Consider the following 24792-nt stretch of genomic DNA (forward strand, 5'->3'; position numbering starts at 1 on the left):
CGGCATGTGGCCTTATGTACAGATCAACAACTTGAACCAGATGCAGGGGCCAGTGACCGAGGTCGAGCGCCACCTGTTGTTCATCGGCAGTGCCGCCAGCAACACCGGCAAGCTGCTCTCACTCAACACCCAATCGGACTTTGACACCCTGCTGGGTGAGGGTGAAAGCGAGCTCAAGACCAACCTGCTGGCCAGCCGTGACAACGCAGGCCAGAACTGGACGGCGGCCGCCTACGTGCTGCCAGAAGATGGCGACTGGCTGGCCGCTGTGCGAACCGCCCAGCAGACCCAGTCGTTTGAAGGTGTCGTGGTGCTGGGTCAGGAGTGGGACCAGGCAGGCATCAATGCCGCCCATGCGCTCAACCAGGAACTGATCGCCAAATGGGGGCGCTGGCAGTTCATGCTGCTGGCAGTACCGGGCATCGTCTCCACTGGTGAGGGTAGCCAGGACTGGAGCGAATACGAAACCACGCTGGCCACCCTGCAAGACGGTATCGCCGCTAGCTCGGTTTCTCTGGTGCCGCAACTGTGGCCCAACCTCGCTGGCGTCTATGCCGGTCGCTTGTGCAACAGGGCGGTGAGCATCGCCGACAGCCCCTGCCGGGTAAAGACCGGTGCCCTGGTGGGCCTTGGCAACAAGCCGGTGGACAAGGCCGGGATCACGCTGCCGCTCGCCACCCTGCAAACCCTGGAACAAAACCGCTACTCGGTACCGATGTGGTATCCGGACTATGACGGCACCTATTGGGCCGATGGCCGCACCCTGGATGCCGAGGGCGGCGACTACCAGGTGATCGAAAACCTGCGTGTGGCCTACAAGACCGCTCGCCGGATGCGCCTGCGAGCCATCGCCCGCATCGGGGATCGCTCGTTCAACTCCACTCCGGGCAGTACCGCGGCCGCCATCATGTATTTCGGCAAAGACCTACGCGAGATGGCCAAGGCCACCACCATCAACGGCCAGCCGTTCCCGGGCGACATAGCTTCCCCCAAGGATGGCGACATCAGCATCCAGTGGATCGCCAAGAACCTGGTCTCCGTCTATGTGGTAGTGCGCACCGTGGACTGCCCCAAGGGGATCACCGTCAACATCATGCTCGATTTGAGCCTCAACAACGGGGAGGGCTAACCCATGACCAGACGCATTTCAGGCCAGAGCTTCGACACCACGCTGATGGGCACCATGGTCCATGTCGAGAAAGCCAGTCTCTCCATCACCGACAACAGCGCCGTGGCCCAGACCCGGGGTATCCCGGATGGCTTCGTCGATGGCGATGTCGCCGCCGAGGTGGAGTTCGAGCTCGATGCCAAGAATTTCACCCTGCTGAGCGATGCAGCCAAACGGGCCGGTAGCTGGCGCGGCATGGCACCGGACGACGTGCTGTTCTACGCCGACACCGGCGACGAAACCATGAAGGTGGAGGCCTTCGGCGTGAAGCTGCAGATCTCTGACCTGCTCGACGTCGATCCCAAGGGGGGCAGCAAGGGGGTTCACAAAATCAAGGGGTTCGTCACCTCCCCCGACTTCGTTCACATCAACGGCGTGCCTTACCTCTCCCAGGAAGACACCCGCCACCTGCTGGGTTAAGGGGGGAGCTTGGACGACATCGACCGTGCCACCCGTCACGCCGCCCGCATGCTGGCGGCCCAACTGGCCAACCAGGTGGGCAAAGGCAGTTACCAGGGGGATAGCCGGCACCTGTGCGAAGAGTGCGACGACCCCATCCCGGAAGAACGCCGCCGCCATGTACCAGGGGTGCGCCTGTGCGTCCCCTGCAAGACCCGCCTTGAGAGGCTGGGCCGCTAATCAGAGCCACGGACATGAACAACATGCCTCATAAAGACCCGACCCTAGCCACCGCCTTGCTGGCATGGCTGATGGACAACTGGCCCGCCGTCTATGGGGCCCTGCTGGCACTCGCCATCGCCTTCCTGCGCATCACCTATGCAGGCGGACGGGGTCGCCGTCGGCTGATCGAATCCCTGCTGTGCGGCCTCATCACCTTGGCGGCCGCCACCGGGACCCACCTGCTCGGGATCCCCCAGGAGGCCACCCCGTTCCTGGGCGGCGTGGTGGGGCTGCTTGGGATCGACATCATCCGGGACCGGGCTGCACTGATGTTTAGCAAGAAGGAGGACAACAATGCCGCGCAGTGACTGCCATCCCCAAATGGCCGCCTTTCTCGACCTGATCGCCTATGCCGAGGGCACCAAGGGACTGGGCGACGATGGTTACAACAAGCTGGTCAACCCGGGCAGGTTCTTCCAGGACTACCGCGAACACCCCGATGTGTTGGTGCGGGTGAATCCGACCCTGCACAGCACAGCCGCCGGGCGCTATCAGTTCCTGTCCCGCCATTGGCGCCACTACCAGGCGGCTCTCCGCCTGCCGGACTTTGGCCCCGCCTCCCAAGACACATGGGCCATCCAGCTAATCCGCGAGCGCAAGGCGCTGGACGACGTGATCAAGGGGCGTATCCCCCAGGCAATCGCCAAGTGCGCCAACATCTGGGCCAGCCTGCCCGGTGCCGGCTACGGCCAGCGCGAGCACAAGCTGGCTGATCTGCTGGCCAAGTTCACCGAGTTTGGCGGGGTGCTGGCATGAGCACTTTCAGCAAGGTGCTGGGGATAGTGGGCCTGCTCCTGGTGCTGGCGCTTTATGTCACCCATCGCCGCACGGTGGATATGCAGCGCACCCTGACAGAGCAGCAAACCACGATCACCAATCTGCAGACGGCCAACGACCAGCAGGCCACCGAGCTCCAGCGGCAGCAGTTGATAACGAAGGGCCTGCGCCTGCTGCTCAACAACCAGAACGCCGCCTTGGCCAAGCTCGACAACCAGAACAGGAAAACAGCCGATGAACTGCAACAAGCCCTGGCCACGCCGCCAGCGGGCCGCCCGGATTGCGCTCGCGAGCCTTTGCCTGCTGGCGCTCTGCGCCTGCTCCAGCCAACCCACGACAGTGGTGCAGACCCGGGTGGTCAAGCGGCTGCCACCGCCGGGGCTGGTGCCCAACTGCCCGGAGCCTGAATTCACGGGCAGCACCTACGGCGATGCCGTGCAGTTTATCCCCACCTTGCAGACGGCGCTGCGCCGCTGCCAAACCCAGATCACCACCCTGACCTACTGGATTGAACAAGAGGAAACAACCCCATGAGCACACCGATCATCACCCTGGAAGTCGCAGGCAAAGAGCTGAAGTTTGCCCCGACCATGGTGGCCTACAACAGCTTCATCAACGACATGATGCCCAACGACAAGGTGGCACCTGCCCACAACTACCTCAAGAAGATCGTCTGCCAGGAGAGCAAAGAGGCGCTCGATGACCTGCTCAAGCGCCCCAGCGCAGCCCTGCAACTGGCTGGTGCCGTGAATAAGGAATTCGCGCCCGATCTGGACATCACCGTAAAAAACTGACGGCGCGTGCCGAGGCCATCGAGCGGAACCAACTGGAGCAGGTGCTGGCGCTGCGCCGTTACTACCTGCCCCATGAGGATGACGACCTCGACAGCCTGGCCCGCGCTATGTGGATAGACAAGCACCACCGAGAGTCCAACGCCGCCACCGTGGCCGAGGGCATTGCCAAAGCACTGAACGGGTAACGACTGATGGCCTGGATGGAAAAATTGATGATGCAGGTGGCACTGGTTGACCAGGTCACCAAGCCCCTTGCCGGCATCAACGCCCAGATGGACAAGGTCAGCAAAGCGGGCCGCCAGGGCTGGAGCAATATGGCCATGGGGGCCACGACCGTGGCGGGCGGCGTCATGGCAATCCAAGGCGCCCTTGGCCCGGCCATCGAGATGGACAGGGCCCTCGCCGAGGTGGCCTCCCTCGATGTGCAAAAGGACGTGCTCGGGGCGCTCGGCCGCGAAGCCCTCAAGTTGTCCGTGCAGTATGGCAATTCGGCCACCGAGATCGTGCGCTCCTCCTACGACATCCAGTCCGCCATCGCCGGGCTGGAGGGTAACGAGCTGCCAGCCTTCACTCGCGCCTCAACTACCTTGGCCAAGGCCACAAAAGCCGACACCGCCACCATCACCAACTACATGGGCACCATGTACGGCATCTTCGAGCAGCAGGCCAAGCAGATGGGCAAGGCCAACTGGGTGGAAGATGTCGCCGGCAAAACGGCGCTGGCGGTCCAACTGTTCAAGACCACCGGCCAGGGCATGGCCGATGCGTTCGGCGCGATCGGTGCCAACGCCACGGCGGCCGGGGTGTCGATGGATGAACAGTTCGCAGTGCTGGGCCAGTTGCAGGCCACCATGAGCGGCGGCGAGGCCGGGACCAAGTTCAAGTCCTTCCTGGCTGGTGTCGGTGGCGCTCAAAAGGCGCTCGGCATGCAGTTCACCGACTCGGCAGGCAACATGCTGCCGGTGCTCACCATCCTGGACAAGCTCAAGATACGTTACGGCGAGACCATGAGCGTGGCCGAGGGGGATGAGCTCAAGAAGGCGTTCGGCTCGGATGAGGCGGTCGCCATGATCAAGCTGCTCATGACCAACACCAAGGGCCTGGCCACCAACATCAACGCGCTGGCCAACACCCACGGCATGGGCAAGGCAGAACAAATGGCCGCTTCAATGACCGATCAGTGGGAACGGGTGACGCAAGGATGGTTCGCCATCCGTGCCGCCGCCTTTGGCGTGGTGCTGCCAGCCATCAATGCGGTGGTCGGTCTATTTGCCGATGGCGCCAATGATGTGCTGCGCTGGACGCATCTCTTCCCGAACCTGACCAAGGTAATCAGCTATGCCATGTTGACCATCGTGGGCCTGAGCATGGTCACCGGAGCATGGATGCTGGTCGCCGGTCTGGCCAAGCTGGCCACCCTGGGGCTCGGCATCGCCTGGACCGTCATCATGGCGCCGCTCAACCTGCTCAAGGCGGGGCTGGTTGCCTTTCGTGCCATCCTGTTGGCGGTCAATATCGCCATGTATGCCAACCCAATAGGCCTGATCATAGCCGGGATAGTGCTGCTGATCGGCGCTGTCGCAGCGGTCATCTACTACTGGGATGACCTGAAAAAAACCTTCTCAGACTGGGGCGTGTTCCAACTGCTCGGCAAGTCCATCGACTGGCTGATCGACAAGCTCAACATGATCCCGGGCGTCAACATTGAGGCGGGCGCCATGCCGGACCTCAACCTGCCCAACCCCGAGAACATCAACGCACCGCTGGCACGCTATCGCCAGGGCGGTCAAAGCAACGTCCCATCCGGTGGCATTGGCCAGCAGCTGATCCAGGCCAACGCAGCAGCGACCACCGCCAACCAGAAACCGGCCAAAGTGCTGCACATCGGTGAGGTTCATATGACCAGCCAGAACCCGATGACCCCTGAGCAGATGGCTGAAAACGCATGGCTGGAGACTCCGTGATGAGCGATCCCAAATACATCGACATCCTGGTCATAGACGGCGCATGGCAGATCGATGCAGGCGGCCAGCCACGCATGACGCAAGACCGCCACAGCATCGGCCAGGACATCAAGCACCGAATCATGGAGTCGGGGCTGGCCCGCAAGCTCATCGGCGAACGCAGCCCCACCCTGCGTGCGGATGTGATGACCGAGATCGAACTGCTGGTTGAGAACGACGTTCGCCTGATCCCGGGCACCATCCTGATCAGCGAAGAATCGCCGGAACGCATCCTGGTCACGGCCCGCACCTATGAATTCGGCGATCTGGAGGTAACCCTGTGAACCTGCGCCCCACCGTGGATTTTATGGCCCTGCTGGCAAAAAGCGGGGTGCCGACAACCGAGGCGGCCATGGAGGCCGAGCTCAAGAAAGAGGTGGAGGCCGCCGGGTCGCTTATCACCAACGACAGCGACGTGTCACCGTTCTGGCGTCTGGTGCGCGGCGTGGTCATCACCCCGGCGCTGTGGCTGATCCGCACCCTGCTGGCGGGCCATGTGTTGCCCGCCAGCTTTGCCGCCACCGCCCATGATGCCTATCTCGACCTCAAGGCGTGGGATGTGGATCTCACCCGCAAGGCCGCCCAGAAGACCCGGGGCCTGGTCAACTTCATCAAGGTCAACCCGAGCGAAGCCGTCACCATCCCGGCCGATGTCTGGATCACCACTGAGCGCATCAACGGCACCATCTATCGCCTGCGCCCCCTGCAGGAGATGGTGAGCCCTGCCGGTGAGGCAGTAGCCAAGGTGGTCTGTGAGGCTGAGTTCGCCGGCAGCGGCTGGAATCTGGCCCCCGGTTATTACAACCTACTGAGTAAACCGGTGACCGGTATCCTGTCAGCGCGTAACGCCGACCGCGATTGGGTCACCACACAGGGGGCCGATGCCGAGAGCAACGATGCTCTGGGGCTGCGCATTCAGAACCAGTTCTCTGCGGTAGGGCGCTACCACATCGACGCGATTTACCGCTCCATGCTCGCCAGCGTGGCGGGGATCCGTGCCGATCACATCTTCTTCGAGCATGACGCCCCGCGGGGACCAGGTACCGCCAACGCATTCATCCTGCTGGAGGTGGGAACCACCCCAGCCAGCCTGATCGACAAGCTCAACGACTACGTGAACAACCAAGGCAACCACGGCCATGGCGATGACCTGCAGGTGATGGCCATGCCGGAAACCGAGTACGCCCTGCACCTGGAACTGTGGCCGGTCGATAACCTGACCGCCGAACAGCGGCTGGCGCTGAGCCGGGATGCAGGGCTGATGGTGAAGGCCGCCTTCCGCCAGTCCGCCGATTACCCCTCGGTGACCCGCACCTGGCCGCAGTCCCGCTTCTCCCTGAGTCAGCTTGGCCGAGAGCTGCACCAGGCCTTCCCCGAGATCAAGAGCCTGCACTTCGCCGAGCTGGATATCGTCTCCGGACTCGACATCCCACGCCTGACCGATCTGGAGGTGTTCCTCCATGACTAAGACCACTGAGCTCGACCACCAGGACCAGGCCCCGCAGTTACCAGAGAGCACGGCCCCATGGTGGGAAGATGGCAAGACCATCGCCGCAGGGGTGAAGGAACCGGCCTTCCTGGCCAAGGGGATCATGGCGTTCTGGCGCCGCCTGCGTGGCTGGCTGCTGCAACCGCTCACCCAGCAAGACCCGCTGACCTGCTCCGAGTCCATGCTGGCGCTGATCGCCTGGGAGCGGGATATCACCCGCTTCAAGGGTGAGCCGCTAACCCTGTTCCGCAAGCGGGTGAAGTACGCCTTCATCAACGCTCAGGACTCGGGAGAGGTGGCCGGTTTCAAGCGCATCTTTGAGCGCCTGGGCATCGGCTGGTGTGAGCTTCATGAACGGCAAGAAGGCACCCCCTGGGACGTCATCATCATCGAGGTGGCCGACAGCGCCCTGGTCGAAAACCAGCAGCTGATGGAGACCCTGATCCAGCACTACGGCCGCACCTGCCGCCGCTACCGCTTCCAGGTGCTCTATCCGGCCGTGGCATACCTGCATGCCGGCCGCATCGACATGAGTCACCAGGTGTTCGCCGCCTCTCTCAATAAACCCGCCGGCCAGCATCGCCTGATCGCTGGCCAGATCCATTTCATTCAACACGTTTACGGGGCGTATCTCCCCCGCAAGGAGTCCTGATGGGACAGGTTATTACCAACGCATTCGAACAATATTGGCAGTCCAGCCTGGCCGCAGAGCAACCGGTCGTGCTGGATGAATTCGTGCTGGCCGATATCCCCAATCTGGATATCACCGCCCCCATCGATCCGGACACCGGCCTGCCTCCGGCGGGTCAGATCGTCTATCGCCAGACTGTGGACCAGCGCGGCCGCGTCAACAGCAACGCGGTGGCCTACTCCATCGTGATGGACACCACAGTCGGCGATTTCAGCTTCAACGCCATGTTCCTGCGCAACAAGGCCAACGGCGTGATCGGGATGATTGTCTACAAGGGGCGGGAGACCAAACTCAAGACCGACCAGACCACCGGCCAGACCGGCAACTCCTTGGTCAAGTCCATGCTGATGGGATACGACCAGGCCGCCGAGGCGACTCTCACCAACGTGGATGCAGGCACCTGGCAGATCGACTATGCCGCCCGCCTGCGCGGGCAGGATGAAGACCTGCGCCAGCTGGCCAGCCAGCTCTATGGCCACCACACCTTCATCGGCGATGGCTTCAAGGTCGTGCAACAGGATGGAGGCCATCAGGTTACCCAGGGTGTGGCCATCGTCGGCGGCCTGCGCATCGAGCTGAAACAGCCAGAGGTCATTTACCCGGGCACCAAGCCGATCGGCGTCTGGGTAGACGTGCACCGCGCCGGTTCCCTGCTATCCGAGTATCAGAACCATTTCACCATCATCACCAGCGTGGCCGATCTGACCGACCATGTGGATGGCAATGGCTATCAGCACTACGTGGCCAAGCTGGGCACCGTGCAGGCCGACAACACCGTCGTGGATGGTCGTGGGCAGGGTGGCAGCGGTGGCTCAGGTGTCAGTGTTGAGGATTTTGGTGCATCTCCTACTGCATCATCTGTAGTGAATACAGCGGCGTTCCAGAAGGCGGAAGAAAGGGCCTCCGGTGGGCCTATTCATGTACCAGAAGGGGTATTCCAGCTAACTACCCCGAGAGATCTCGGACCAGATGGATACTATTTTGGCCCCGGCAAACTCCGGTTTGATAAAGCTGAGGTCTGGCGTAAAGGTGGTAGTGCCGGCTCATCCAGTGAGCGGTATACAATCCCATATGAATGGGACGACATTTCGCAGATGCGAGTGACCATCAACGATGTGAGTCAGGATATAACCCTGTTCCAGCCGCGCACGGTTGAGGCGCCACCCAGCACCCCATCTGACACCGTGAAGATCTGGGCCATTAACGGGACGTTCCAACTTGGCACCGTGCCGGTAAGTCCGCTGTCGTTAAACTCTCCAGACGGCGCACGTAATCTAGATGGTTATGTTCCTTACCAGCCTGGAGGTAATACCCCACGCCCTCAAGGCAACACATTTGTAGGCCCTTCCGCTGGCGAGCAGATGTTAGACGGGAACGGCAATATCATGATTGGTCAGGCCGCTGGCTTGTCAGCGGTCACTGGCGACGGAAATATCCTAATGGGGCCTCAGTCGCTGTACCGGGCCATGAGCCCATACAGAAACGTGATGATTGGCAACGTCACAGGTGAGCTGGCTACCGGGACTTGTAGCGACAACACCGCCGTTGGCCATGCCGCTATGGGTAAGCTGGGAGCTAATACTGCCGGTAACACTGCTGTAGGTAGTTCCGCATTGGGTGACGCAGGGCCTACAAGCTACGCGGTGGCCGTAGGGTACAGGGCGGCTGGTAATGGGGTTGAGCTTGATCAATATGGGTCTATCGCCATTGGCGCATTCTGCATGTCCAGCAATAGAGCTCCGTACAACCTGGGTATCGGCTACCGCGCGCTTGGCGGTGGCGGCGGCCCAGGGGTAACCGGAACCCGTAACGTTGCAATTGGTCACTCCAGTCTTCTTGATGCGACATCAGCTCACGACAACGTGTTGCTGGGGACTGATACAGGCCACGCTGGAACCACGTTTAATTATTGCGTGGCTGTAGGTACCTCTGCGCTATTCAGTAATATTGGAGTTTCTGAGTTAACGGCTGTAGGGCATGAGTCTCTCTACTCGAACGATGGAGGATTGAGAAATACCGGGCTGGGAAGCTATTCTCTGCGATTTAACGTGAGCGGTAACGATAACACAGCGATAGGATGGAGCGGTCAGAAAACGACTACAGGATCCGGCAATACATCAGTGGGTTCCCGCACTCAGGAGCAGGCGACCACGGGAGGAAATAACACCACGGTAGGTTTTGAATCCGCAAGGAACTTGACTACTGGTTCAGCAAATACGCTGATCGGCACCCGAGCGGGCCGCGAGATTGGCGCCAACAACGATAACGTGGCGCTCGGTTCTGATGCGCTGCAAGTGCTAACCTCTGGCAACACCAATACAGCAATTGGTCGCTCAAGCCTTAGGTTTATGCAGGACACGACGAATGCCACGACACTGACAAACTGCACTGGCGTAGGCGCCAACTCGAGCGTCTCCGGAAATAACCAAGTTCAAATCGGTGACAGTGCAACTACGACCTACGTCTACGGCACAGTGCAAAACCGCTCCGATGAGCGGGATAAAGCTGAATTGCGCCCTACCACACTGGGTGATGAGTTCATCGACGGGCTAGAGGCCGAGGAAGGCTTCTGGGACATGCGTGACGACTACCTCGAAGAGCACCAAGTTCAGGTCGGCATCGATCTCGAAACAGCCGAGCCGATCTTCGAAACCCGTTTCCGCCATCTGCCAAAAGATGGCAGCAAAAAACGTAACCGCCGACACCAGTGGTTTAGAGCCCAGAAGATAAAAGCGCTTTGTGAAAAACTCGGTATAGACTTCGGCGGTTTCCAGGATCATACCGTGAATGGCGGTTGTGACGTGATGTCCTTGGGTTACGACGAGTTTATTCCACCGCTGACTGCGTATGTGCAGCGTAGAAAAACTGAGTTACGTGCTCTTGAAAAGCTGGTTACTGCACAGCAAAAAGCCATTGAATTGTTAACTGAAAGGCTATCTGCGCTGGAGATTAAATAGAATGAGTCTCCTGCTCGACCAACGGCTGGTAACCGACCGTTACCTCACCGTAACCCCATATCAACACGGCGTCGGCCAAGAACAGGGCGGCCAATTCACCCTGGCCGTCCCCAAAGCTATTGGAGCCATGGCCGCCAAGCTGCAAGATGGCGCCGACCCCATGTGGCCAACCGGACAACTCCATGCCGTGGCCTGGTTGGTCTCCGCCGAAAGCGAGCAGGAACTGGCCACCAAACTGGCGCAGGTCTGCACTATCCTGCCGTTGCCAGAGTGGTGCGCGACCCTGCGCCGCCTCACCGCCAACAACGACATCATGGCTCAGCCCGCTGCGGCCAGGGTGCCGCGCTGGAAGACAGAAGAACCGCTGATCTGGAATCCGCTGCGCCGCCAACTGATGCTGACTGCTGCCAGAGATGCTCTGCAGAGCAGTGAGAACAACTCGCCGGCACCGACGACGACCAAAGCCAAACTGGCAGCGCTGGCCACCAAGCGCGCTGCCCGGGTTGCCAAACTGGATGAGGGAATGGCCAACAAGCCAAACCTTGCCGGAATGCTTTGGAGCTGGCACGGCTACGGCGAGCCAGCCAGCCTGGCAGCCAAACTGCTCGAGAGTGCCCATCCAGACCACGGCCACAGCATGACCGTCGGCGCCCTGCTGCTCTCACCCTCACCGCTCACCTTCTGGCAGGAGTTAACCCAATGAGCCGAACCGCCATGCTCACCCTGGACGGTGAGCCCATCGTTATGAAGTCGATGCGGATCTACGCCTCGATGCAGTTCCAGGACAAGGACCAGAGCGGCCAGACCAGCTCAACCAGCAGCTCTGAGCAAGGCGAGAAGGCCAAGGAGCTCGATGTCTCCGGCCTGGTGCCGTTCAACGATGAGCAGACCCTGAGCCGCCTGTTTGAGCTGGCGGACGCCAAGGGCGATGGCGGCAAGCGCCATATCTACCGGGTTGGCTCACTGCTGGCCAAGTCGGTGAAGGTGCGCCAGGCCAAGTTCGCCGGCCGCATCACCGCCAGCGAGCAGGAGGGCCTGCTGGCGTGGCAGGTGCAGTTCACCCTGCGCGAGCATAACTCGGTACCGGAGAAACGCGAGCAGCGCCTGCCCAAGGCTCCTGTCACCGTGGGGCAGAGCACAGCCAATGCCACGCCAACCAAAGCCGGTAGCAGCACCGCAGCATCTGAGCAGGAACAGCTGAGCTCATGGGAGCAGGCCATGAAGGGGCTGGATAACAAGCTGGGAGACCTGATGGCATGAGACTCTCGACCAACCTGACCCTGAGTGGTAAGCCGGTACACCTGGTTGACCATGACATCGTGCTCGACCTCTCCGCCGGCGGCCGTGCGGCACTGACTATCGAGGGCTCGGCTACCAAAGGGCAGACCCTAACCGTGGATACCGGCTACAACGGCGAGCTGCGCCGCTGGTTTACCGGCTATGTGTACGACGTGCAGCCAGCCGCCAACGGTGCCAACAAGCTGCTCTGCCGCGAGCTGGCCGGGATCCTAGGTAGCAAGTTCCCGGTCAGCATCCAGCATGCCACCCTGCGCAACCTGCTAGCGTGGCTGACCGATCAGACCTCTCTCGTCTTCATGCTGCCGGACGGGGCGGACTACACCGATACCCCAATCCCCAACTTCACCAGCGCAGGCACCGGCTATCAGCTGCTAGACCATGCCGGCCGCGCATTCTCGGTCCCTGACTTCATCTGGCATCAGCAGCCGGATGGCGCCATTTTCGTAGGCAGTCATGCCCACAGTCGCTGGGCGGATAAACCAGTGGAGCTGGACCCTGCATTTTCAGCCAAGCAGGCGGGCAACACTTTCACCCTGGCTCCGATCCCGGCCATGCGCCCGGGGGCCATCGTCAACGGCAAGCGGGTGGAGCGCGTCAGACTCAAGGGTGATGAGATGACCCTGACCACAGCCACCCCGGGAAAACCCGTCAAGTCACCAGAACGCCGAAAGATGGAGGGGGAGTTCCCAGAGCTGGCCGACAAGATGCACCTGCCCAAGTTCGGGCGGGTCGAGGCCATCAGCGACATGGCCGCCGCTGGCCAGCTCAATGATCCGTTTCGCCCGCGCTATGCGGTGGATGTGCAGCTGCTGGGCGAGGATGGTGAACCAGACGAAGGGACGCCGCTCTATCGCGCGGTGCCGCTTCCTGTGATGTTCGGCGGGCCTGAACAGGGGCTGATGCAGTTTCCTATCGAGGGAACCCTCGTCGAGCTGGGGTTTGCCTTTGGCCGCGCCGATCGACCGTTCATCCGTACTATCCTGGGCACTGGCTGGCCGCTGCCGGATATCGAGCCGGGAGAGCAGCTGCAACAGCAACGGGCCGAGGTGTTCAGCCGGACCGACAGCGTGGGGAACCAGAGCCGCCACACCGACCGACGTCAGCACGACAAGGCCATGCAGATGATCCGCGAGGCAGACGAGTACCTGGGCGAGTTCGGCCTGCACCGGATGACCGTCCTGGCCAACAGCGTGGAAGAGATCGGGGCCATGAAGCGCATCGAGGCGCTCGGCGATATCGAGTTGCTGACAGCAGAGGACATGATCCTGGGCAGCGCTGGCAACATGAGCCAGACCACGGGCGGCAATCTGGAGGAGGATGTCGCCCTTGTTCGCCGGGCGCTCGCCGGTGAGCTGCAGCACTTCGAAGCGCCCAAGTCGTGGATGGGTAGCGACGGGGTGAACATCTTCCGCTTGCTCAACCAGCTGATGACGGTGGTAGAGCAGCTGGCCGCCACAGCTGCCAGCCATAACCACGGCGGGCCACCGCCAGCCCAGGCTGAAACCTTTACCGGTCAGAGTGAGCAGGCCGGGCAACTGGCCAGTACCCTCTCCCCCATCATCGAGTAACCCACCAAACGAAGAAGGCCCCACACAGTGGGGCCTTCTTCTATCTGCCTGACAGCGCCTGAGCATGGCCAGGGAAAGGTGCCGCATGAATGGGCGCCGTCGGGCAGCGCTGCATCATACGTGAAGCCTACGCCCGCTCACAGTCTCCCAGTGCACCACGGAAACGCCCACGGCGGCGTCTGCGCCACGGAATCCGCGCTCATCCGCTCCCGCCTGCGCGCCTCATCAATAAAAATTTTTGCAAAAGTGGATTACCGCAAAACCATAGGCCCAGACCGCGCCACATCAAGGATCTTCGGCTTAGAGAGGATCTGAAAGGATCGAAAGAAATTGCAGGGTTTTACAGTTCGGCCGGGCTCTGGATGACGAAGGTGAAAACGTAACTCATTGAATGTATTGGGATGGTCGTACTTTTCGTGGGAATTTTTATGATCGAGGGAGGATCTCGGCGGGCTTGTGATGAGGCGGGAAGGCTATATATTTCAGCCAGTTAAGACCAGACGGGCATGAATCGAGAACTGAAATATTGAAAAGGGGTCTGCGGCCTGGGTGCACTGGCCAGCCTGCGCCCCGGAAAACAGATTTTCTATGAAATGTGTCCGGTCACAATGACCAGCTTGTAAGGAGGAATGGCGACACTGCCGCCCCGATCATCCAAACCACTGTCGCCACTTCATCGCCACTTGGTGATTACTGAGGGACAGAAAAACTTAAGGCCACCCTCACGGATGGCCTTAAGTCATTGAATTAGTTGATGGTGCCCGGGGTCGGACTCGAACCGACACGTCTTGCAACGGCGGATTTTGAATCCGCTGCGTCTACCGATTTCGCCACCCGGGCAACTGCGAGGGATTATACGAATGGCGCCTGACCATGCAAGGTGTTTTTCACCGGCCTCTCGCTGTTTGCTCATTTATTCAACGTCTTGCCGTCGATTGCCCAGTTACTTAGAATGCCCTCAACTTCTTGATGGAAAAACCCCATGGCCAAGCGCAAGTCAGTTACGCCTCCTCCGGCGACGCCCCCCGTCCACACTCACCCCTCCGCAGGTCTGTTACGCCGCCTCGGCGCCCTGCTCTATGACTACCTGGTGGTCATCTCGCTGCTGGTGATCGCCGGCTTCATCGGCATGGGGGTGGCCCAGTTGCTGCTCGTCACCGGCCTGGCGACCGTGCCCGAGGGCAGAGATGCCAGCTGGCTGCTGACCAGCCCCCTCTACAGCGCCTGGCTGGCGCTGGTGATCATGGGATTCTATGTCTGGTTCTGGACCCGGGCCGGCCAGACCATCGGCATGCGTGCCTGGCGGCTGCGCATCCAGAATGTGGATGGCAGCAATATTAGCATCACCCAGGCCCTGATCCGGCTCGCCACGGCGGCCTTCGGCCTGGGTAATCTGATGTGCCTGCTGGGCGGCGAGCGACCCAAGGCGTTCCAGGATATCTGGGCAGAGTGCGAGGTCATCGTACTGAGCAAGGAAGAAAACCTGAACATGCTCAACAAGTCATGACCAAGAGCAGACAGCAAAAAGGGCACCCAGGTGCCCTTTTTGCTGTCTGGCCGGCTAGCGCCTGCGGCTCAGTATGTAGAGGGACACACCGCCGAACAGCAGGCTGGGCGCCACGGCCGCTATGATGGGGGGGACCGAATAGACCAGGCTGACCGGGCCGAACACCCGATCACTCACATAGACCACGAAGCCGGTCATGATCCCCATCAGCATCCGTGCCCCCATGCTCACCGAGCGCAGCGGCCCGAAGATGAAAGAGGAGGCCAGCAGTATCATGGCCACCACGGAGAGCGGCGCCAGCAGCTTGCGCCACAGCTCCAGCTTGTAGCGCCCCGCATCCTGCTTGTTGGCATCCAGATAGCCGACATAGTCCCGCAGCCCGGAGATGGAGAGGTTCTCGGGATCGATACTGACCACACCCAGCTGCTTGGGGGTAAGATCCGATTGCCAGGTCATCTGGGGCAGATCTTCGCTCACGACCCGGGTCGGATCATCGAAGCGGGTGGCATGGACCGATTTCAGCACCCAGTGATGCTGCTCGAACATACCCTCCTGGGCCTGCACCACATCGATCAGTTTGCGCGCCGGGGTGAAACGGTAGAGGGTGATGCCGGTCAGGGCGCCGTCGTTGCGCACCCCGTTGATGCTGACGAAGTTGTTGCCGTCCCGCGCCCATACTCCGGATGCCGAGATGGTCAGTCGCCCCTCGGACATGGCACCGGCCTTGATATCGTCTGCGGTGCGCTTGGCGATGGGGGCCACATACTCACCCACCAGGCTGAACACCAGCATCAGCGGAATGGCCGTCTTGAGCGCCGCCACCACTATGCTGAGCTTGGAGCGACCCGCCGCCTGCATCACCACCAGCTCGGAGCTGCTCGCCAGCTGGCCGAGGCCGATGAGGCCACCCAGCAGCGCCGCCAGCGGGAAGAAGAGCACCGCCTCCTTGGGCATGGAGAGCATGACGAAATAGAAGGCGCTCACCATGTCATAGTTGCCATCGCCAACCGACTTGAGCTGCTCCACATACTTGATGAGGGCGGAGAGGCCGACCAGGGTCACCTCGCACAGCAGGATCGACATGAAGATGACCCGGCCTATGTATCTGTCGAGAATGCCAAACATCAGCAGAGGTTCCTATATTGCAGCATCATGCTTTTTCTCTTGAAATATCGCGCACGGCAGAGGTCCGACATAAAGGCGACCCTATGAGCATGCCTGTCGAGAATGTCACGCATCGGCAGCATTCCTATTTGGCAGCATCGGCGGATCCCGTGTTGAAGAAGCGGCCCTTGGCCCCGTTCCACCAGGCGGTCCCCTGCAGGTTGAGCGGCACCCCGATCAACAGCAGATAGGCCATCGGCACCCAGAACATGCCGGGCCAGTGGGGCAGGCGGCCGCTGTCGATGGCAGAACGCGCCGCGGACAGCAACAGGAAATAGGAGAGATAGAGCAAGATGGCCGGCAGCAGCTTGGCGTAGCGACCCTGGCGCGGATTGACCCGGGCCAGGGGCACCACCAGGAAGGTGAGCACAGGGATGGAGAGCGGCAGGGAGATGCGCCACTGCAACTCGGCCATCAGCTGGTTGTCATGGGTACCAAAAAGCTCCATTGTCGGCTTGGCCGCCGACTTGCGATTGGAGTGCTCTGCCTCCTGCTGACGGATCACCAGGCTGTATTCCCGAAAATCGGAGATCTGGAATTTCCTGGTGTTGAAGTCCCCCTCGTAGCGAGAGCCATCCTTCAGGGTCAGCCACTGCAGACCATTCTCATCCACCGTCACCTGGCCTTCGGTCGCGATCACCACGGAGGGCGGCGTCGTGCCCTGGGCCCGCTGCAGCACGAAGATCTTCTGCAGCACGGATCCCTTGTCATTGAGATCCTGGATATAGGCCACCAGCTTGCCGCCGTCGAGGTCCATGAAGCGCCCCGCCTGCAGGAAGGAGATGCCGGGATCGGCCTTGAATTCATCGATCACCTGATACTCGCGCTCCTTGGCGAGCGGCGCGACCCAGCCGGTGTTGAAGCCGGCGACCAGGGCGGTCAGCAGGGCCAGCACCATGGTGGTCAGCATGACCCGGCGCGGGCTCACCCCCACCGCATGCATCACCGTCATCTCACTTTCGGCATAGAGACGACCGTGAGCGAACAAGATGGCCAAAAACAGACTGATAGGCAGCATCAGCAGCGCCATATTGGGCAGGTTGAGCAGCATCAGGGTGGAGATCAGGCGCGTCGGCACCTCGCCATCGGCGGCATCGCCAATGATCTTGATGAATTGCTGGCTGACGAAGATAAGCAGGAGTACGAACAACACCGCCAGCTGGGTTTTCAGGGTTTCCCTGAACAAATATCGGAAAACGATCACAGTCATTCCCAAGTAAACTTGTGTTTTTAGTCGAATGCCTGAAAAATAGGGCCCTATATTGGATTTTTACCAGTTTGAACTGCGGAGCCTATGGCTGTTCGCTCCGCCTCTGATACCCAACAAGCACTGCATTATTCAATAAAAGGTGCCTTTTGTCTTTAGGATGTAGGAGATTCCATGGAGTTCAGTGTAAAGAGTGGCAGTCCTGAGAAGCAGCGCAGCGCCTGCGTCGTGGTGGGTGTGTTTGAACCCCGCCGCCTCTCTCCGGTGGCCGAACAACTGGACAAGATCAGCGATGGCTACCTGAGCTCGCTGCTGCGCCGTGGTGACCTGGAAGGGAAACCAGGCCAGATGCTGCTGCTCCATCAAGTACCGGGCGTGTTGAGCGAACGGGTGCTGCTGGTGGGTTGTGGCAAGGAGCGGGAGCTCGACGAACGCCAATACAAGCAGATCATCAACAAGACCATCACCACCCTGAACGAAACCGGCTCCATGGAGGCTGTCTGCTTCCTGACCGAGCTGCACGTCAAGGGTCGGGACACCTACTGGAAGGTGCGTCAGGCGGTGGAGAGCACCAAGGCGGGCCTCTACAGCTTCGATCAGTTCAAGACCAACAAGGCCGAGCCACGCCGCCCCCTGCGCAAGCTGGTGTTCAACGTGCCGACGCGTCGGGAACTGACCATAGGCGAGAAAGCCATCGCCCACGGTCTGGCCGTGGCCAAGGGGGTGCGCGTCTGCCGCGACGTGGCCAACATGCCGCCCAACGTCTGCAACCCGGCCTATCTCGCCTCCCAGGCCCGTCGTCTGGCCGATGCCTTCGACAACATCACCACCAAGGTGGTGGGTGAGCAGGAGATGGCCGAGCTCGGCATGAACTCCTACCTGGCGGTGGCCCGCGGCTCCGAGAACGAAGCCATGATGGCCATCATCGAATACAAGGGTCATCCCGAGGCCAAGCCCATCGTGCTGGTGGGCAAGGGGCTGACCTTCGATTCCGGCGGCATCTCCATCAAGCCGGCGGACGGCATGGACGAGATGAAGTACGACATGGGTGGCGCCGCCTCCGTGCTCGGCACCATGCACGCCCTGGCCGAGCTGCAACTGCCCATCAACGTGGTCGGCGTGCTGGCAGGTTGTGAAAACATGCCGGGTGGCAACGCCTATCGCCCGGGCGACATCCTCACCTCCATGTCCGGCCAGACCATCGAAGTGCTCAACACCGACGCCGAGGGTCGCCTGGTGCTGTGCGACGCCCTCACCTATGTGGACAGATTCGACCCGGATACGGTCATCGACGTGGCCACCCTGACCGGTGCCTGCATCATCGCCCTGGGCCACCACACCTCGGGCCTGCTGGCGAACCACAACCCGCTGGCCCACGAGCTGCTGGGTGCCTCCGAGCAGGCGGGCGATCGCGCCTGGCGCCTGCCCCTGTTCGACGAGTACCAGGAACAGCTGGAGAGCCCGTTCGCCGACATGGCCAACATAGGGGGCCGTCCGGCCGGCACCATCACCGCCGCCGCCTTCCTGTCGCGCTTTGCCAAGAAGTACAACTGGGCCCACCTGGATGTGGCCGGTACCGCTTGGAAGAGCGGCAAGGACAAGGGCGCCACCGGGCGCCCCGTGCCCCTGCTGACCCAGTTCCTGCTCAACCGGGCCGGCGTCGATATCGAAGAGAAAGAGTAACTCCCCTGCCCCTTCCGATGGATGCGTCGGAAGCCCGGGAGTTGCCCAGTACCACAAGGAAGAGGCTCGCCTCTTCCTTGTTTCATTGAGCGTCGGCAGGCACACCCGCCGTCGACCCTCGCGGCGGTCAAGCGTCCGTCACAGCCAAACGGGATCAACCTGATGAGCCAAGTGACCTTTTACCTGATGAGTGAGCCGGACGACGCGCAGGCGTCTGCGGTCGAACGCCTCGCCTGCCAGCTGGCGGCCGAGTCGTGGAGCGCGGGCCACCTCTATCTGTTCTGCGACGACGAGGCCCAGGCCCTGCGCCTGGACGAGCTCTTGTGGCAACTGCCACCGGATCGTTTCGTGCCGCACCAGTTGCAGGGGGAGAGCGGTCAGGCCCCGGTGGAGATTGGCCATCAGCCGCCGAAACGGCGCTATGCCCGCCTCATCAACCTGGCCCGGCAGACACCTTTGTTTGCAGGACACTTCGCTCAAGTGGTAGATTTTGTCCCCACTGACGAAACGCAGAAGCAGCAAGCCCGCGAGCGCTACAAGCACTATCGCCAGGCGGGCCACACCCTCGAAATGAGGGATCAGCCCGTCCTTGCCGCACCGGATCCGGCGCAGCCCTGACTGTGCCACCCTCGATCCACGACGACTCAACACCCAGACTCCATCCATCCAGATTACGGCGAGACCATGGAAAAGACTTTTAATCACAACGCCATCGAACAGGCGCTCTATCAGCACTGGGAAGCCCAGGGTTACTTCAAGCCCCACGGCGACACCAGCAAAGACTCCTTCTGCATCATGATCCCGCCGCCCAACGTCACCGGCAGCCTGCACATGGGTCACGCCTTCCAGCAGACCCTGATGGACACCCTGATCCGCTACAACCGCATGCAGGGCAAGAACACCCTGTGGCAGGCGGGCACCGACCACGCCGGTATCGCCACCCAGATGGTGGTGGAGCGCAAGATCGCCGCCGAAGAGGGCAAGACCCGTCACGACTACGGCCGTGACGCCTTCATCGACAAGATCTGGCAGTGGAAGGAAGAGTCCGGCGGCACCATCACCCGCCAGATGCGCCGCCTCGGCGACTCCGTGGACTGGGAGCGCGAGCGCTTCACCATGGATGAGGGCCTCTCGGCCGCCGTGCAGGAAGTGTTCGTGCGTCTCTATGAAGATGGCCTGATGTACCGCGGCAAGCGTCTGGTGAACTGGGATCCCAAGCTCAACACCGCCATCTCCGATCTGGAAGTGGAAAACCGCGAGATCAAGGGCCACATGTGGCACCTGCGCTACCCCCTGGCCAACGGCGCCAAGACTGCCGAGGGCCAGGATCACCTGATCGTCGCCACCACCCGTCCGGAGACCATGCTGGGTGACACCGCGGTCGCAGTGAACCCGGAAGACCCGCGGTACAAGGCGCTGATCGGCCAGCACATCCTGCTGCCGCTGGTGAATCGCCTCATCCCCATCGTTGCCGACGAACACGCCGACATGGAGAAGGGCACCGGCTGCGTGAAGATCACCCCGGCCCACGACTTCAACGACAACGAAGTGGGCAAGCGCCACAACCTGCCGATGATCAACATCTTCACCCTGGACGCCCATGTGCGTGCCGAGGCCGAAGTGGTCGACACCAACGGCAACCCCAGCACAGCCTATGACGCCGCCCTGCCGAGCGAGTTCGCCGGCATGGAGCGTTTCGCCGCCCGCAAGGCCATCGTCGCCAAGCTGGACGAACTGGGTCTCTTGGCCGAGATCAAGGATCACGTGCTGCAGCAGCCCTACGGCGATCGCGGCGGCGTGCCCATCGAGCCCATGCTGACCGACCAGTGGTACGTGCGTGTGGCCCCCATGGCCAAGACCGCCATCGAGGCGGTGGAAGATGGTCGCATCCAGTTCGTGCCCAAGCAGTACGAAAACATGTACTTCTCCTGGATGCGCGACATTCAGGACTGGTGCGTCTCCCGTCAGCTGTGGTGGGGTCACCGCATCCCGGCCTGGTATGACGACGCCGGCAATGTCTTTGTCGGCCGTGACGAGGCGGAAGTGCGTGCCAAGCACAGCATTCCGTCCGTGACCGTGCTGCGTCAGGACGAAGACGTGCTCGACACCTGGTTCAGCTCCGCCCTGTGGACCTTCTCCACCCTGGGCTGGCCGAACAACACAGAGGCGCTCAAGACCTTCCACCCCACCGACGTGCTGATGAGCGGCTTCGACATCATCTTCTTCTGGATTGCCCGGATGATCATGATGACCATGCACTTCATCAAGGACGAGAACGGCCAGCCACAGGTCCCGTTCAAGACCGTCTACATCACCGGCCTCATCCGCGACGAAGAAGGCCAGAAGATGTCCAAGTCCAAGGGCAACGTGCTCGATCCCCTCGACATGATCGACGGCATCTCCCTGGAAGATCTGCTGGAGAAGCGCACCGGCAACATGATGCAGCCGCAGATGGCCGAGAAGATCGGCAAGCGTACCGCCAAGCAGTTCCCGGAAGGGATCGAGGCCCACGGTACCGACGCCCTGCGCTTCACCCTGGCGGCGCTGGCCTCTACCGGTCGTGACATCAACTGGGACATGAAACGCCTGGACGGCTACAACAACTTCTGCAACAAGTTGTGGAATGCCTCCCGCTATGTGCTGATGAACACCGAAGATCAGGATTGTGGCTTCCGTGTTGGCGCAGAGCACGGCGGCGAGATGCAGTTCAGCCTGGCGGATCGCTGGATCCAGTCCCAGCTGCAAGTGGCTATCCGCGACTTCCGCACCGCGCTGGATACCTACCGCTTCGATATCGCGGCCGGCGTGCTGTACGAATTTATCTGGAACCAGTTCTGTGACTGGTATCTGGAGCTGACCAAGCCGGTGCTGGGCAAGGGCTCAGAGGCGGAGCAGCGCGCCACCCGCCACACGCTCGTCAGCGTCCTTGAAACCCTGCTGCGTCTGGCGCACCCCATCATCCCCTTCATCACCGAGACCATCTGGAAGTCGGTGGCCCCGCTGGCCGGCGTGCACGCCGACACCATCATGCTGCAGGCCTTCCCGGAATTCGATGCCGCCAAGGTAGATGACGCTGCCATGGCGGATCAGGAGTGGGTGAAGGAGTTCATCGTCGGCATCCGCAACATCCGCGCCGAGATGAACGTGGCCCCGAGCGTGGCCCTGAACGTGCTGCTCAAATGCGATGGCAAGGACGCCCAGCGCGCCGGTGACAACGAGGCCTTCCTCAAGTCCCTGGCCCGTCTGGAGTCCATCCGGGTGCTGGCGGATGGTGAAACCGCCCCGCTGTCGGTCAAGAAATTGATCGGTGCCACCGAGCTGATGATCCCCATGGCCGGTCTCATCGACAAGGAGGCCGAACTGGCCCGTCTGGCCAAGGAAGTCGCCAAGCTGGTGGGTGAGTGCGGCCGCATCGAAGGCAAGCTCGGCAACGAGGCCTTCGTCGCCAAGGCGCCGGACGCCGTCATCGCCAAGGAGCGCGAGAAGCTGGAAGATTACCGTCACCAGCTGGTGAAACTCGAGGCCCAGCAGGCCGAGATCGCCGCCCTGTAAAGGGTCCGCCCCTCCCAAGAGCCCCCTGCCTGCAGGGGGCTTTTTTGTTTCCCCTGGCCGCCGTGCCGACGCGCCGTCATGAGTTTTACAAGCGCTGCCTCGTCAAATTCATTACACTGCCGCAGTATTCACCCCGTGGAGTTAGCTTCCTGTATGGAAATGTTGATCCTGATTGGATTGATCGTACTGAACGGCATTTTTGCCATGTCTGAAATCGCCATCGTCACGGCCCGCAAGGCGCGGCTCGGCAAACTCGCCGCCGAGGGCTCAGGATCGGCCGCCATCGCCCTGCGGCTGGCCGAGGATCCCACCCATTTTCTCTCTGCGGTGCAGATAGGCATCACCAGCATAGGCCTGCTCAACGGTATCTATGGTGAATCCGTGCTGGCCCAGCCCTTCGCCCTCTGGCTGCAGGAGTGGGGGCTGAGCGCCAGTGCCAGCAGCCTGCTCGCCACCGTGCTGGTGGTGGTCAGCGTCACCTATCTCTCCATCGTCGTCGGCGAACTGGTACCCAAGCGTCTCGGCCAGATCAGCCCGGAGCGCATCGCCTGCCTGGTGGCTCGCCCCATGCTTTGGCTGGCGACCCTGACCCGCCCCTTCGTCTGGCTGCTCTCCGCCTCGACCCATGGCTGCCTGCGGCTGCTGCGGATCAGCCAGGAGAACAGCCATCAGCTGACCCAGGAGGAGATCCACGCCATGCTGGAGGAGGGCTCCCAGGCCGGGGTCATCGAGGACCATGAGCGCACCATGCTGCGCAACGTGTTTCGCCTCGACGAGCGCCGCCTCGAGTCCATGATGGTGCCCCGCAGCGACATCCGCTATCTGGATCTGGCCCAACCCACCGAGGTCAACCTGATGCGCATGGTGGAGTATGGCCACAGCTTCTTCCCGGTGTGCGACGGCAGCCTCTCCAACCTGGTGGGCATACTCAACGTCAACAAGGTACTGCACGCCTATGTGCGCGGTGAGGCCATCAGTCTGGCGGCCCTCACCCAAGATGGCAGCCTGCTGCCGGAGACCCTCAACGGCCTGGAGCTGCTCAACCATTTTCGCAGCCACGCCGAGCACATGGTGCTGGTGGTGGATGAGTATGGCGAGTTGCAGGGGCTGGTCACCCAGCAGGATCTGCTGGAAGCCCTGGCCGGTGACTTTCAACAAGGGGAGGCCCAGGATCACTGGGTCTACCAGCGCGCCGACGGCAGCCTGCTGCTCGACGGCCTCATCCCCCTGCCCGAGCTGAAGGATTGCCTGGGGCTCAACCGGCTGCCGGAGGAGGAGGAGCACCACTATCACACCCTGGGTGGCCTCATCATGATGCTGCTGGGGCGCATGCCCCAGACCGGGGATCAGGTTGCCCTGGCCCAGTGGCAATTGGAAATCGTCGACATGGATGGTCTGCGTATCGACAAGGTGCTGGCGACGCCCGCGCCCGAGCAGACGGCGCAAGCCGCGGAGTAAACGCGATGGAACAGTTCTATCAACTGGCGCACGCCTTCATGTCCCAGGATCTGGTCACCCTGTCCGATCCCAGGATGGCCTTCATGGTCTGCGGTGTGCTGCTGACGTTTCTGGCGCTGGAGAATGGCTTCATCCCCACAGCATTTCTGCCAGGCGACAGCCTGCTGCTGCTGACGGGGGTGCTCATCTATCAGGGGGTGCTCTCCCTCTGGGTGGTCCCCCTGCTGATCCTGGCCACCTTCGTCGGCACCTGGCTCGGCTACATGCAGGGTCGCCTGCTCGGCCACACCCGCACCTACCACCGCCTGATGTCCCACATGGACGATAAGCACAAGCAGAAGGTGTTTTACCTGCTGGACAAGTACGGCATCCTGACCCTGATCACGGCGCGCTACATCGCCTTCGTGCGCACCGTCTACCCCTATATCGTCGGGGCCACCGAGATCCCCCAGGGGCGCTTCCTGATGGTGAATCTCGTCAGCTCCATCCTCTGGGTCAGCCCCCTGGTCAGCCTGGGTTACTACCTGAGCCACACCAAGCTGGCGGCCCAGTACGAGACCCAGTTTCTCAGCATCATCCTCTACCTGCCGCTGGTGCTGCTCGCCGCCGGTCTGCTGGCCCTGCTCTGGCGCACCCTGGTGCGGCGCAAGCGGGCGCCGGGGCGACTGCCACTGTAAGCGAAGAGGCCATGATCACATGGCCTTTTTTAATCACGCTCATTAATAAAATAGCCGCTGGGCCCCTTGTAAAGCCGGGGCAAAAATGCGTGAATCTACCGCCTTTTTTCTCGTGTT

General features: G+C 61.5%; 25 protein-coding genes and 1 tRNA gene. 23 read left to right on the plus strand and 3 right to left on the minus strand.

Annotated features, from left to right (window positions below):
* The first annotated feature begins 4 nt into the window (after positions 1-4).
* The 17 genes from ACLHZ1_RS02830 to ACLHZ1_RS02910 are packed head-to-tail and all read left to right on the plus strand — an operon-like array spanning position 5 to position 13427.
* Positions 5-1129 (plus strand): DUF2586 domain-containing protein, encoded by a 1125-nt coding sequence (locus tag ACLHZ1_RS02830; protein WP_427260893.1) that lies wholly within the window; start codon positions 5-7, stop codon positions 1127-1129.
* Positions 1130-1132: 3 nt separating this feature from the next.
* Positions 1133-1588 (plus strand): phage protein, encoded by a 456-nt coding sequence (locus ACLHZ1_RS02835; RefSeq protein WP_039040909.1) that lies wholly within the window; start codon positions 1133-1135, stop codon positions 1586-1588.
* Positions 1589-1597: 9 nt separating this feature from the next.
* Positions 1598-1807, plus strand: coding sequence for a TraR/DksA family transcriptional regulator (locus tag ACLHZ1_RS02840; RefSeq protein ID WP_182955478.1), 210 nt, complete (start codon positions 1598-1600; stop codon positions 1805-1807).
* Positions 1808-1830: 23 nt separating this feature from the next.
* Complete coding sequence (locus tag ACLHZ1_RS02845) at positions 1831-2157, plus strand: phage holin, lambda family (RefSeq protein WP_039040942.1); 327 nt, start codon at positions 1831-1833, stop codon at positions 2155-2157.
* Positions 2144-2605, plus strand: a complete 462-nt coding sequence (locus tag ACLHZ1_RS02850; protein WP_319909336.1) for a glycoside hydrolase family 104 protein — start codon at positions 2144-2146, stop codon at positions 2603-2605. Before ACLHZ1_RS02845 ends, ACLHZ1_RS02850 begins: the two co-directional genes overlap by 14 nt.
* Positions 2602-3033: a hypothetical protein gene (locus ACLHZ1_RS02855; RefSeq protein WP_408838780.1), complete on the plus strand. Its 432-nt coding sequence runs from the start codon at positions 2602-2604 to the stop codon at positions 3031-3033. The genes ACLHZ1_RS02850 and ACLHZ1_RS02855 overlap by 4 nt, the downstream gene beginning before the upstream one ends.
* Entirely contained in the window at positions 2930-3160 is a 231-nt protein-coding gene (lysC, locus tag ACLHZ1_RS02860; RefSeq protein ID WP_427260937.1) for an Rz1-like lysis system protein LysC, read from the plus strand. Before ACLHZ1_RS02855 ends, lysC begins: the two co-directional genes overlap by 104 nt.
* Positions 3157-3420: a putative phage tail assembly chaperone gene (locus ACLHZ1_RS02865; RefSeq protein ID WP_163147975.1), complete on the plus strand. Its 264-nt coding sequence runs from the start codon at positions 3157-3159 to the stop codon at positions 3418-3420. The genes lysC and ACLHZ1_RS02865 overlap by 4 nt, the downstream gene beginning before the upstream one ends.
* Positions 3421-3461: 41 nt before the next feature.
* A complete protein-coding gene (locus ACLHZ1_RS02870) occupies positions 3462-3605 on the plus strand; it encodes a DUF6890 family protein (protein WP_201871543.1) in 144 nt (47 codons plus the stop codon).
* A 6-nt stretch (positions 3606-3611) separates the two neighbouring features.
* Positions 3612-5384, plus strand: coding sequence for a phage tail tape measure protein (locus ACLHZ1_RS02875; protein ID WP_427260894.1), 1773 nt, complete (start codon positions 3612-3614; stop codon positions 5382-5384).
* A complete protein-coding gene (locus ACLHZ1_RS02880) occupies positions 5384-5707 on the plus strand; it encodes a DUF2590 family protein (protein WP_427260895.1) in 324 nt (107 codons plus the stop codon). Before ACLHZ1_RS02875 ends, ACLHZ1_RS02880 begins: the two co-directional genes overlap by 1 nt.
* On the plus strand, positions 5704-6891 hold the full coding sequence (locus ACLHZ1_RS02885; RefSeq protein WP_427260896.1) for a baseplate J/gp47 family protein: 1188 nt from the start codon (positions 5704-5706) through the stop codon (positions 6889-6891). The genes ACLHZ1_RS02880 and ACLHZ1_RS02885 overlap by 4 nt, the downstream gene beginning before the upstream one ends.
* On the plus strand, positions 6884-7564 hold the full coding sequence (locus ACLHZ1_RS02890) for a phage tail protein (RefSeq protein ID WP_427260897.1): 681 nt from the start codon (positions 6884-6886) through the stop codon (positions 7562-7564). Before ACLHZ1_RS02885 ends, ACLHZ1_RS02890 begins: the two co-directional genes overlap by 8 nt.
* A complete protein-coding gene (locus ACLHZ1_RS02895) occupies positions 7564-10560 on the plus strand; it encodes a phage tail protein (protein ID WP_427260898.1) in 2997 nt (998 codons plus the stop codon). The genes ACLHZ1_RS02890 and ACLHZ1_RS02895 overlap by 1 nt, the downstream gene beginning before the upstream one ends.
* 1 nt (position 10561) lies before the next feature.
* The gene (locus tag ACLHZ1_RS02900; RefSeq protein ID WP_427260899.1) at positions 10562-11263 is read left to right on the plus strand and encodes a hypothetical protein; all 702 of its coding nucleotides are present in this window, start codon (positions 10562-10564) and stop codon (positions 11261-11263) included.
* Positions 11260-11820, plus strand: coding sequence for a hypothetical protein (locus ACLHZ1_RS02905; RefSeq protein WP_427260900.1), 561 nt, complete (start codon positions 11260-11262; stop codon positions 11818-11820). The genes ACLHZ1_RS02900 and ACLHZ1_RS02905 overlap by 4 nt, the downstream gene beginning before the upstream one ends.
* Positions 11817-13427 (plus strand): hypothetical protein, encoded by a 1611-nt coding sequence (locus ACLHZ1_RS02910; RefSeq protein ID WP_427260901.1) that lies wholly within the window; start codon positions 11817-11819, stop codon positions 13425-13427. The genes ACLHZ1_RS02905 and ACLHZ1_RS02910 overlap by 4 nt, the downstream gene beginning before the upstream one ends.
* 755 nt (positions 13428-14182) lie before the next feature.
* On the opposite strand, the gene ACLHZ1_RS02915 is transcribed toward ACLHZ1_RS02910, so the two are convergent.
* A tRNA-Leu gene (locus ACLHZ1_RS02915) sits at positions 14183-14267 on the minus strand.
* A 142-nt stretch (positions 14268-14409) separates the two neighbouring features.
* Between ACLHZ1_RS02915 and ACLHZ1_RS02920 the strand changes: the two genes are divergently transcribed.
* The gene (locus ACLHZ1_RS02920; RefSeq protein ID WP_427260902.1) at positions 14410-14934 is read left to right on the plus strand and encodes an RDD family protein; all 525 of its coding nucleotides are present in this window, start codon (positions 14410-14412) and stop codon (positions 14932-14934) included.
* 54 nt (positions 14935-14988) lie between these two features.
* Here the strand turns inward: ACLHZ1_RS02920 and lptG are convergent, their stop codons facing one another.
* Together lptG and lptF are read right to left on the minus strand one after the other, a co-directional pair.
* Positions 14989-16059: an LPS export ABC transporter permease LptG gene (gene lptG, locus ACLHZ1_RS02925; RefSeq protein ID WP_042002062.1), complete on the minus strand. Its 1071-nt coding sequence runs from the start codon at positions 16057-16059 to the stop codon at positions 14989-14991.
* 124 nt (positions 16060-16183) lie between these two features.
* Positions 16184-17308, minus strand: coding sequence for an LPS export ABC transporter permease LptF (lptF, locus tag ACLHZ1_RS02930; protein ID WP_427260903.1), 1125 nt, complete (start codon positions 17306-17308; stop codon positions 16184-16186).
* 171 nt (positions 17309-17479) lie between these two features.
* On the opposite strand from lptF, the gene pepA reads away from it, so the two are divergent.
* The 5 genes from pepA to ACLHZ1_RS02955 all read left to right on the plus strand — a co-directional run bounded on the left by pepA (position 17480) and on the right by ACLHZ1_RS02955 (position 24675).
* The gene (pepA, locus tag ACLHZ1_RS02935) at positions 17480-18988 is read left to right on the plus strand and encodes a leucyl aminopeptidase (protein ID WP_408794118.1); all 1509 of its coding nucleotides are present in this window, start codon (positions 17480-17482) and stop codon (positions 18986-18988) included.
* Positions 18989-19150: 162 nt separating this feature from the next.
* Positions 19151-19606, plus strand: coding sequence for a DNA polymerase III subunit chi (locus ACLHZ1_RS02940; RefSeq protein ID WP_427260904.1), 456 nt, complete (start codon positions 19151-19153; stop codon positions 19604-19606).
* 66 nt (positions 19607-19672) lie between these two features.
* Complete coding sequence (locus tag ACLHZ1_RS02945; protein ID WP_427260905.1) at positions 19673-22540, plus strand: valine--tRNA ligase; 2868 nt, start codon at positions 19673-19675, stop codon at positions 22538-22540.
* Positions 22541-22693: 153 nt separating this feature from the next.
* On the plus strand, positions 22694-23998 hold the full coding sequence (locus ACLHZ1_RS02950) for a hemolysin family protein (RefSeq protein WP_427260906.1): 1305 nt from the start codon (positions 22694-22696) through the stop codon (positions 23996-23998).
* Positions 23999-24003: 5 nt separating this feature from the next.
* Positions 24004-24675: a DedA family protein gene (locus tag ACLHZ1_RS02955; protein WP_427260907.1), complete on the plus strand. Its 672-nt coding sequence runs from the start codon at positions 24004-24006 to the stop codon at positions 24673-24675.
* Positions 24676-24792: the final 117 nt, after the last annotated feature.

Origin of the sequence: Aeromonas sobria (assembly GCF_050266975.1) — a bacterium.
Classification (GTDB): Bacteria; Pseudomonadota; Gammaproteobacteria; order Enterobacterales; family Aeromonadaceae; genus Aeromonas; species Aeromonas sobria_B.

Bases quoted from the DNA above. Each gene is read 5' to 3' on its own strand.
- ACLHZ1_RS02910 (WP_427260901.1), top strand. From the start codon at position 11,817: ATGAGACTCTCGACCAACCTGACCCTGAGTGGTAAGCCGGTACACCTG.
- ACLHZ1_RS02890 (WP_427260897.1), top strand. From the start codon at position 6,884: ATGACTAAGACCACTGAGCTCGACCACCAGGACCAGGCCCCGCAGTTA.
- ACLHZ1_RS02955 (WP_427260907.1), top strand. From the start codon at position 24,004: ATGGAACAGTTCTATCAACTGGCGCACGCCTTCATGTCCCAGGATCTG.
- ACLHZ1_RS02950 (WP_427260906.1), top strand. From the start codon at position 22,694: ATGGAAATGTTGATCCTGATTGGATTGATCGTACTGAACGGCATTTTT.
- ACLHZ1_RS02875 (WP_427260894.1), top strand. From the start codon at position 3,612: ATGGCCTGGATGGAAAAATTGATGATGCAGGTGGCACTGGTTGACCAG.
- ACLHZ1_RS02845 (WP_039040942.1), top strand. From the start codon at position 1,831: ATGCCTCATAAAGACCCGACCCTAGCCACCGCCTTGCTGGCATGGCTG.
- ACLHZ1_RS02830 (WP_427260893.1), top strand. From the start codon at position 5: ATGTGGCCTTATGTACAGATCAACAACTTGAACCAGATGCAGGGGCCA.
- ACLHZ1_RS02900 (WP_427260899.1), top strand. From the start codon at position 10,562: ATGAGTCTCCTGCTCGACCAACGGCTGGTAACCGACCGTTACCTCACC.
- ACLHZ1_RS02940 (WP_427260904.1), top strand. From the start codon at position 19,151: ATGAGCCAAGTGACCTTTTACCTGATGAGTGAGCCGGACGACGCGCAG.
- pepA (WP_408794118.1), top strand. From the start codon at position 17,480: ATGGAGTTCAGTGTAAAGAGTGGCAGTCCTGAGAAGCAGCGCAGCGCC.
- lptF (WP_427260903.1), bottom strand. From the start codon at position 17,308: ATGACTGTGATCGTTTTCCGATATTTGTTCAGGGAAACCCTGAAAACC.
- lptG (WP_042002062.1), bottom strand. From the start codon at position 16,059: ATGTTTGGCATTCTCGACAGATACATAGGCCGGGTCATCTTCATGTCG.
- ACLHZ1_RS02920 (WP_427260902.1), top strand. From the start codon at position 14,410: ATGGCCAAGCGCAAGTCAGTTACGCCTCCTCCGGCGACGCCCCCCGTC.
- ACLHZ1_RS02895 (WP_427260898.1), top strand. From the start codon at position 7,564: ATGGGACAGGTTATTACCAACGCATTCGAACAATATTGGCAGTCCAGC.
- ACLHZ1_RS02855 (WP_408838780.1), top strand. From the start codon at position 2,602: ATGAGCACTTTCAGCAAGGTGCTGGGGATAGTGGGCCTGCTCCTGGTG.
- ACLHZ1_RS02905 (WP_427260900.1), top strand. From the start codon at position 11,260: ATGAGCCGAACCGCCATGCTCACCCTGGACGGTGAGCCCATCGTTATG.
- ACLHZ1_RS02835 (WP_039040909.1), top strand. From the start codon at position 1,133: ATGACCAGACGCATTTCAGGCCAGAGCTTCGACACCACGCTGATGGGC.
- ACLHZ1_RS02865 (WP_163147975.1), top strand. From the start codon at position 3,157: ATGAGCACACCGATCATCACCCTGGAAGTCGCAGGCAAAGAGCTGAAG.
- ACLHZ1_RS02880 (WP_427260895.1), top strand. From the start codon at position 5,384: ATGAGCGATCCCAAATACATCGACATCCTGGTCATAGACGGCGCATGG.
- ACLHZ1_RS02945 (WP_427260905.1), top strand. From the start codon at position 19,673: ATGGAAAAGACTTTTAATCACAACGCCATCGAACAGGCGCTCTATCAG.
- ACLHZ1_RS02850 (WP_319909336.1), top strand. From the start codon at position 2,144: ATGCCGCGCAGTGACTGCCATCCCCAAATGGCCGCCTTTCTCGACCTG.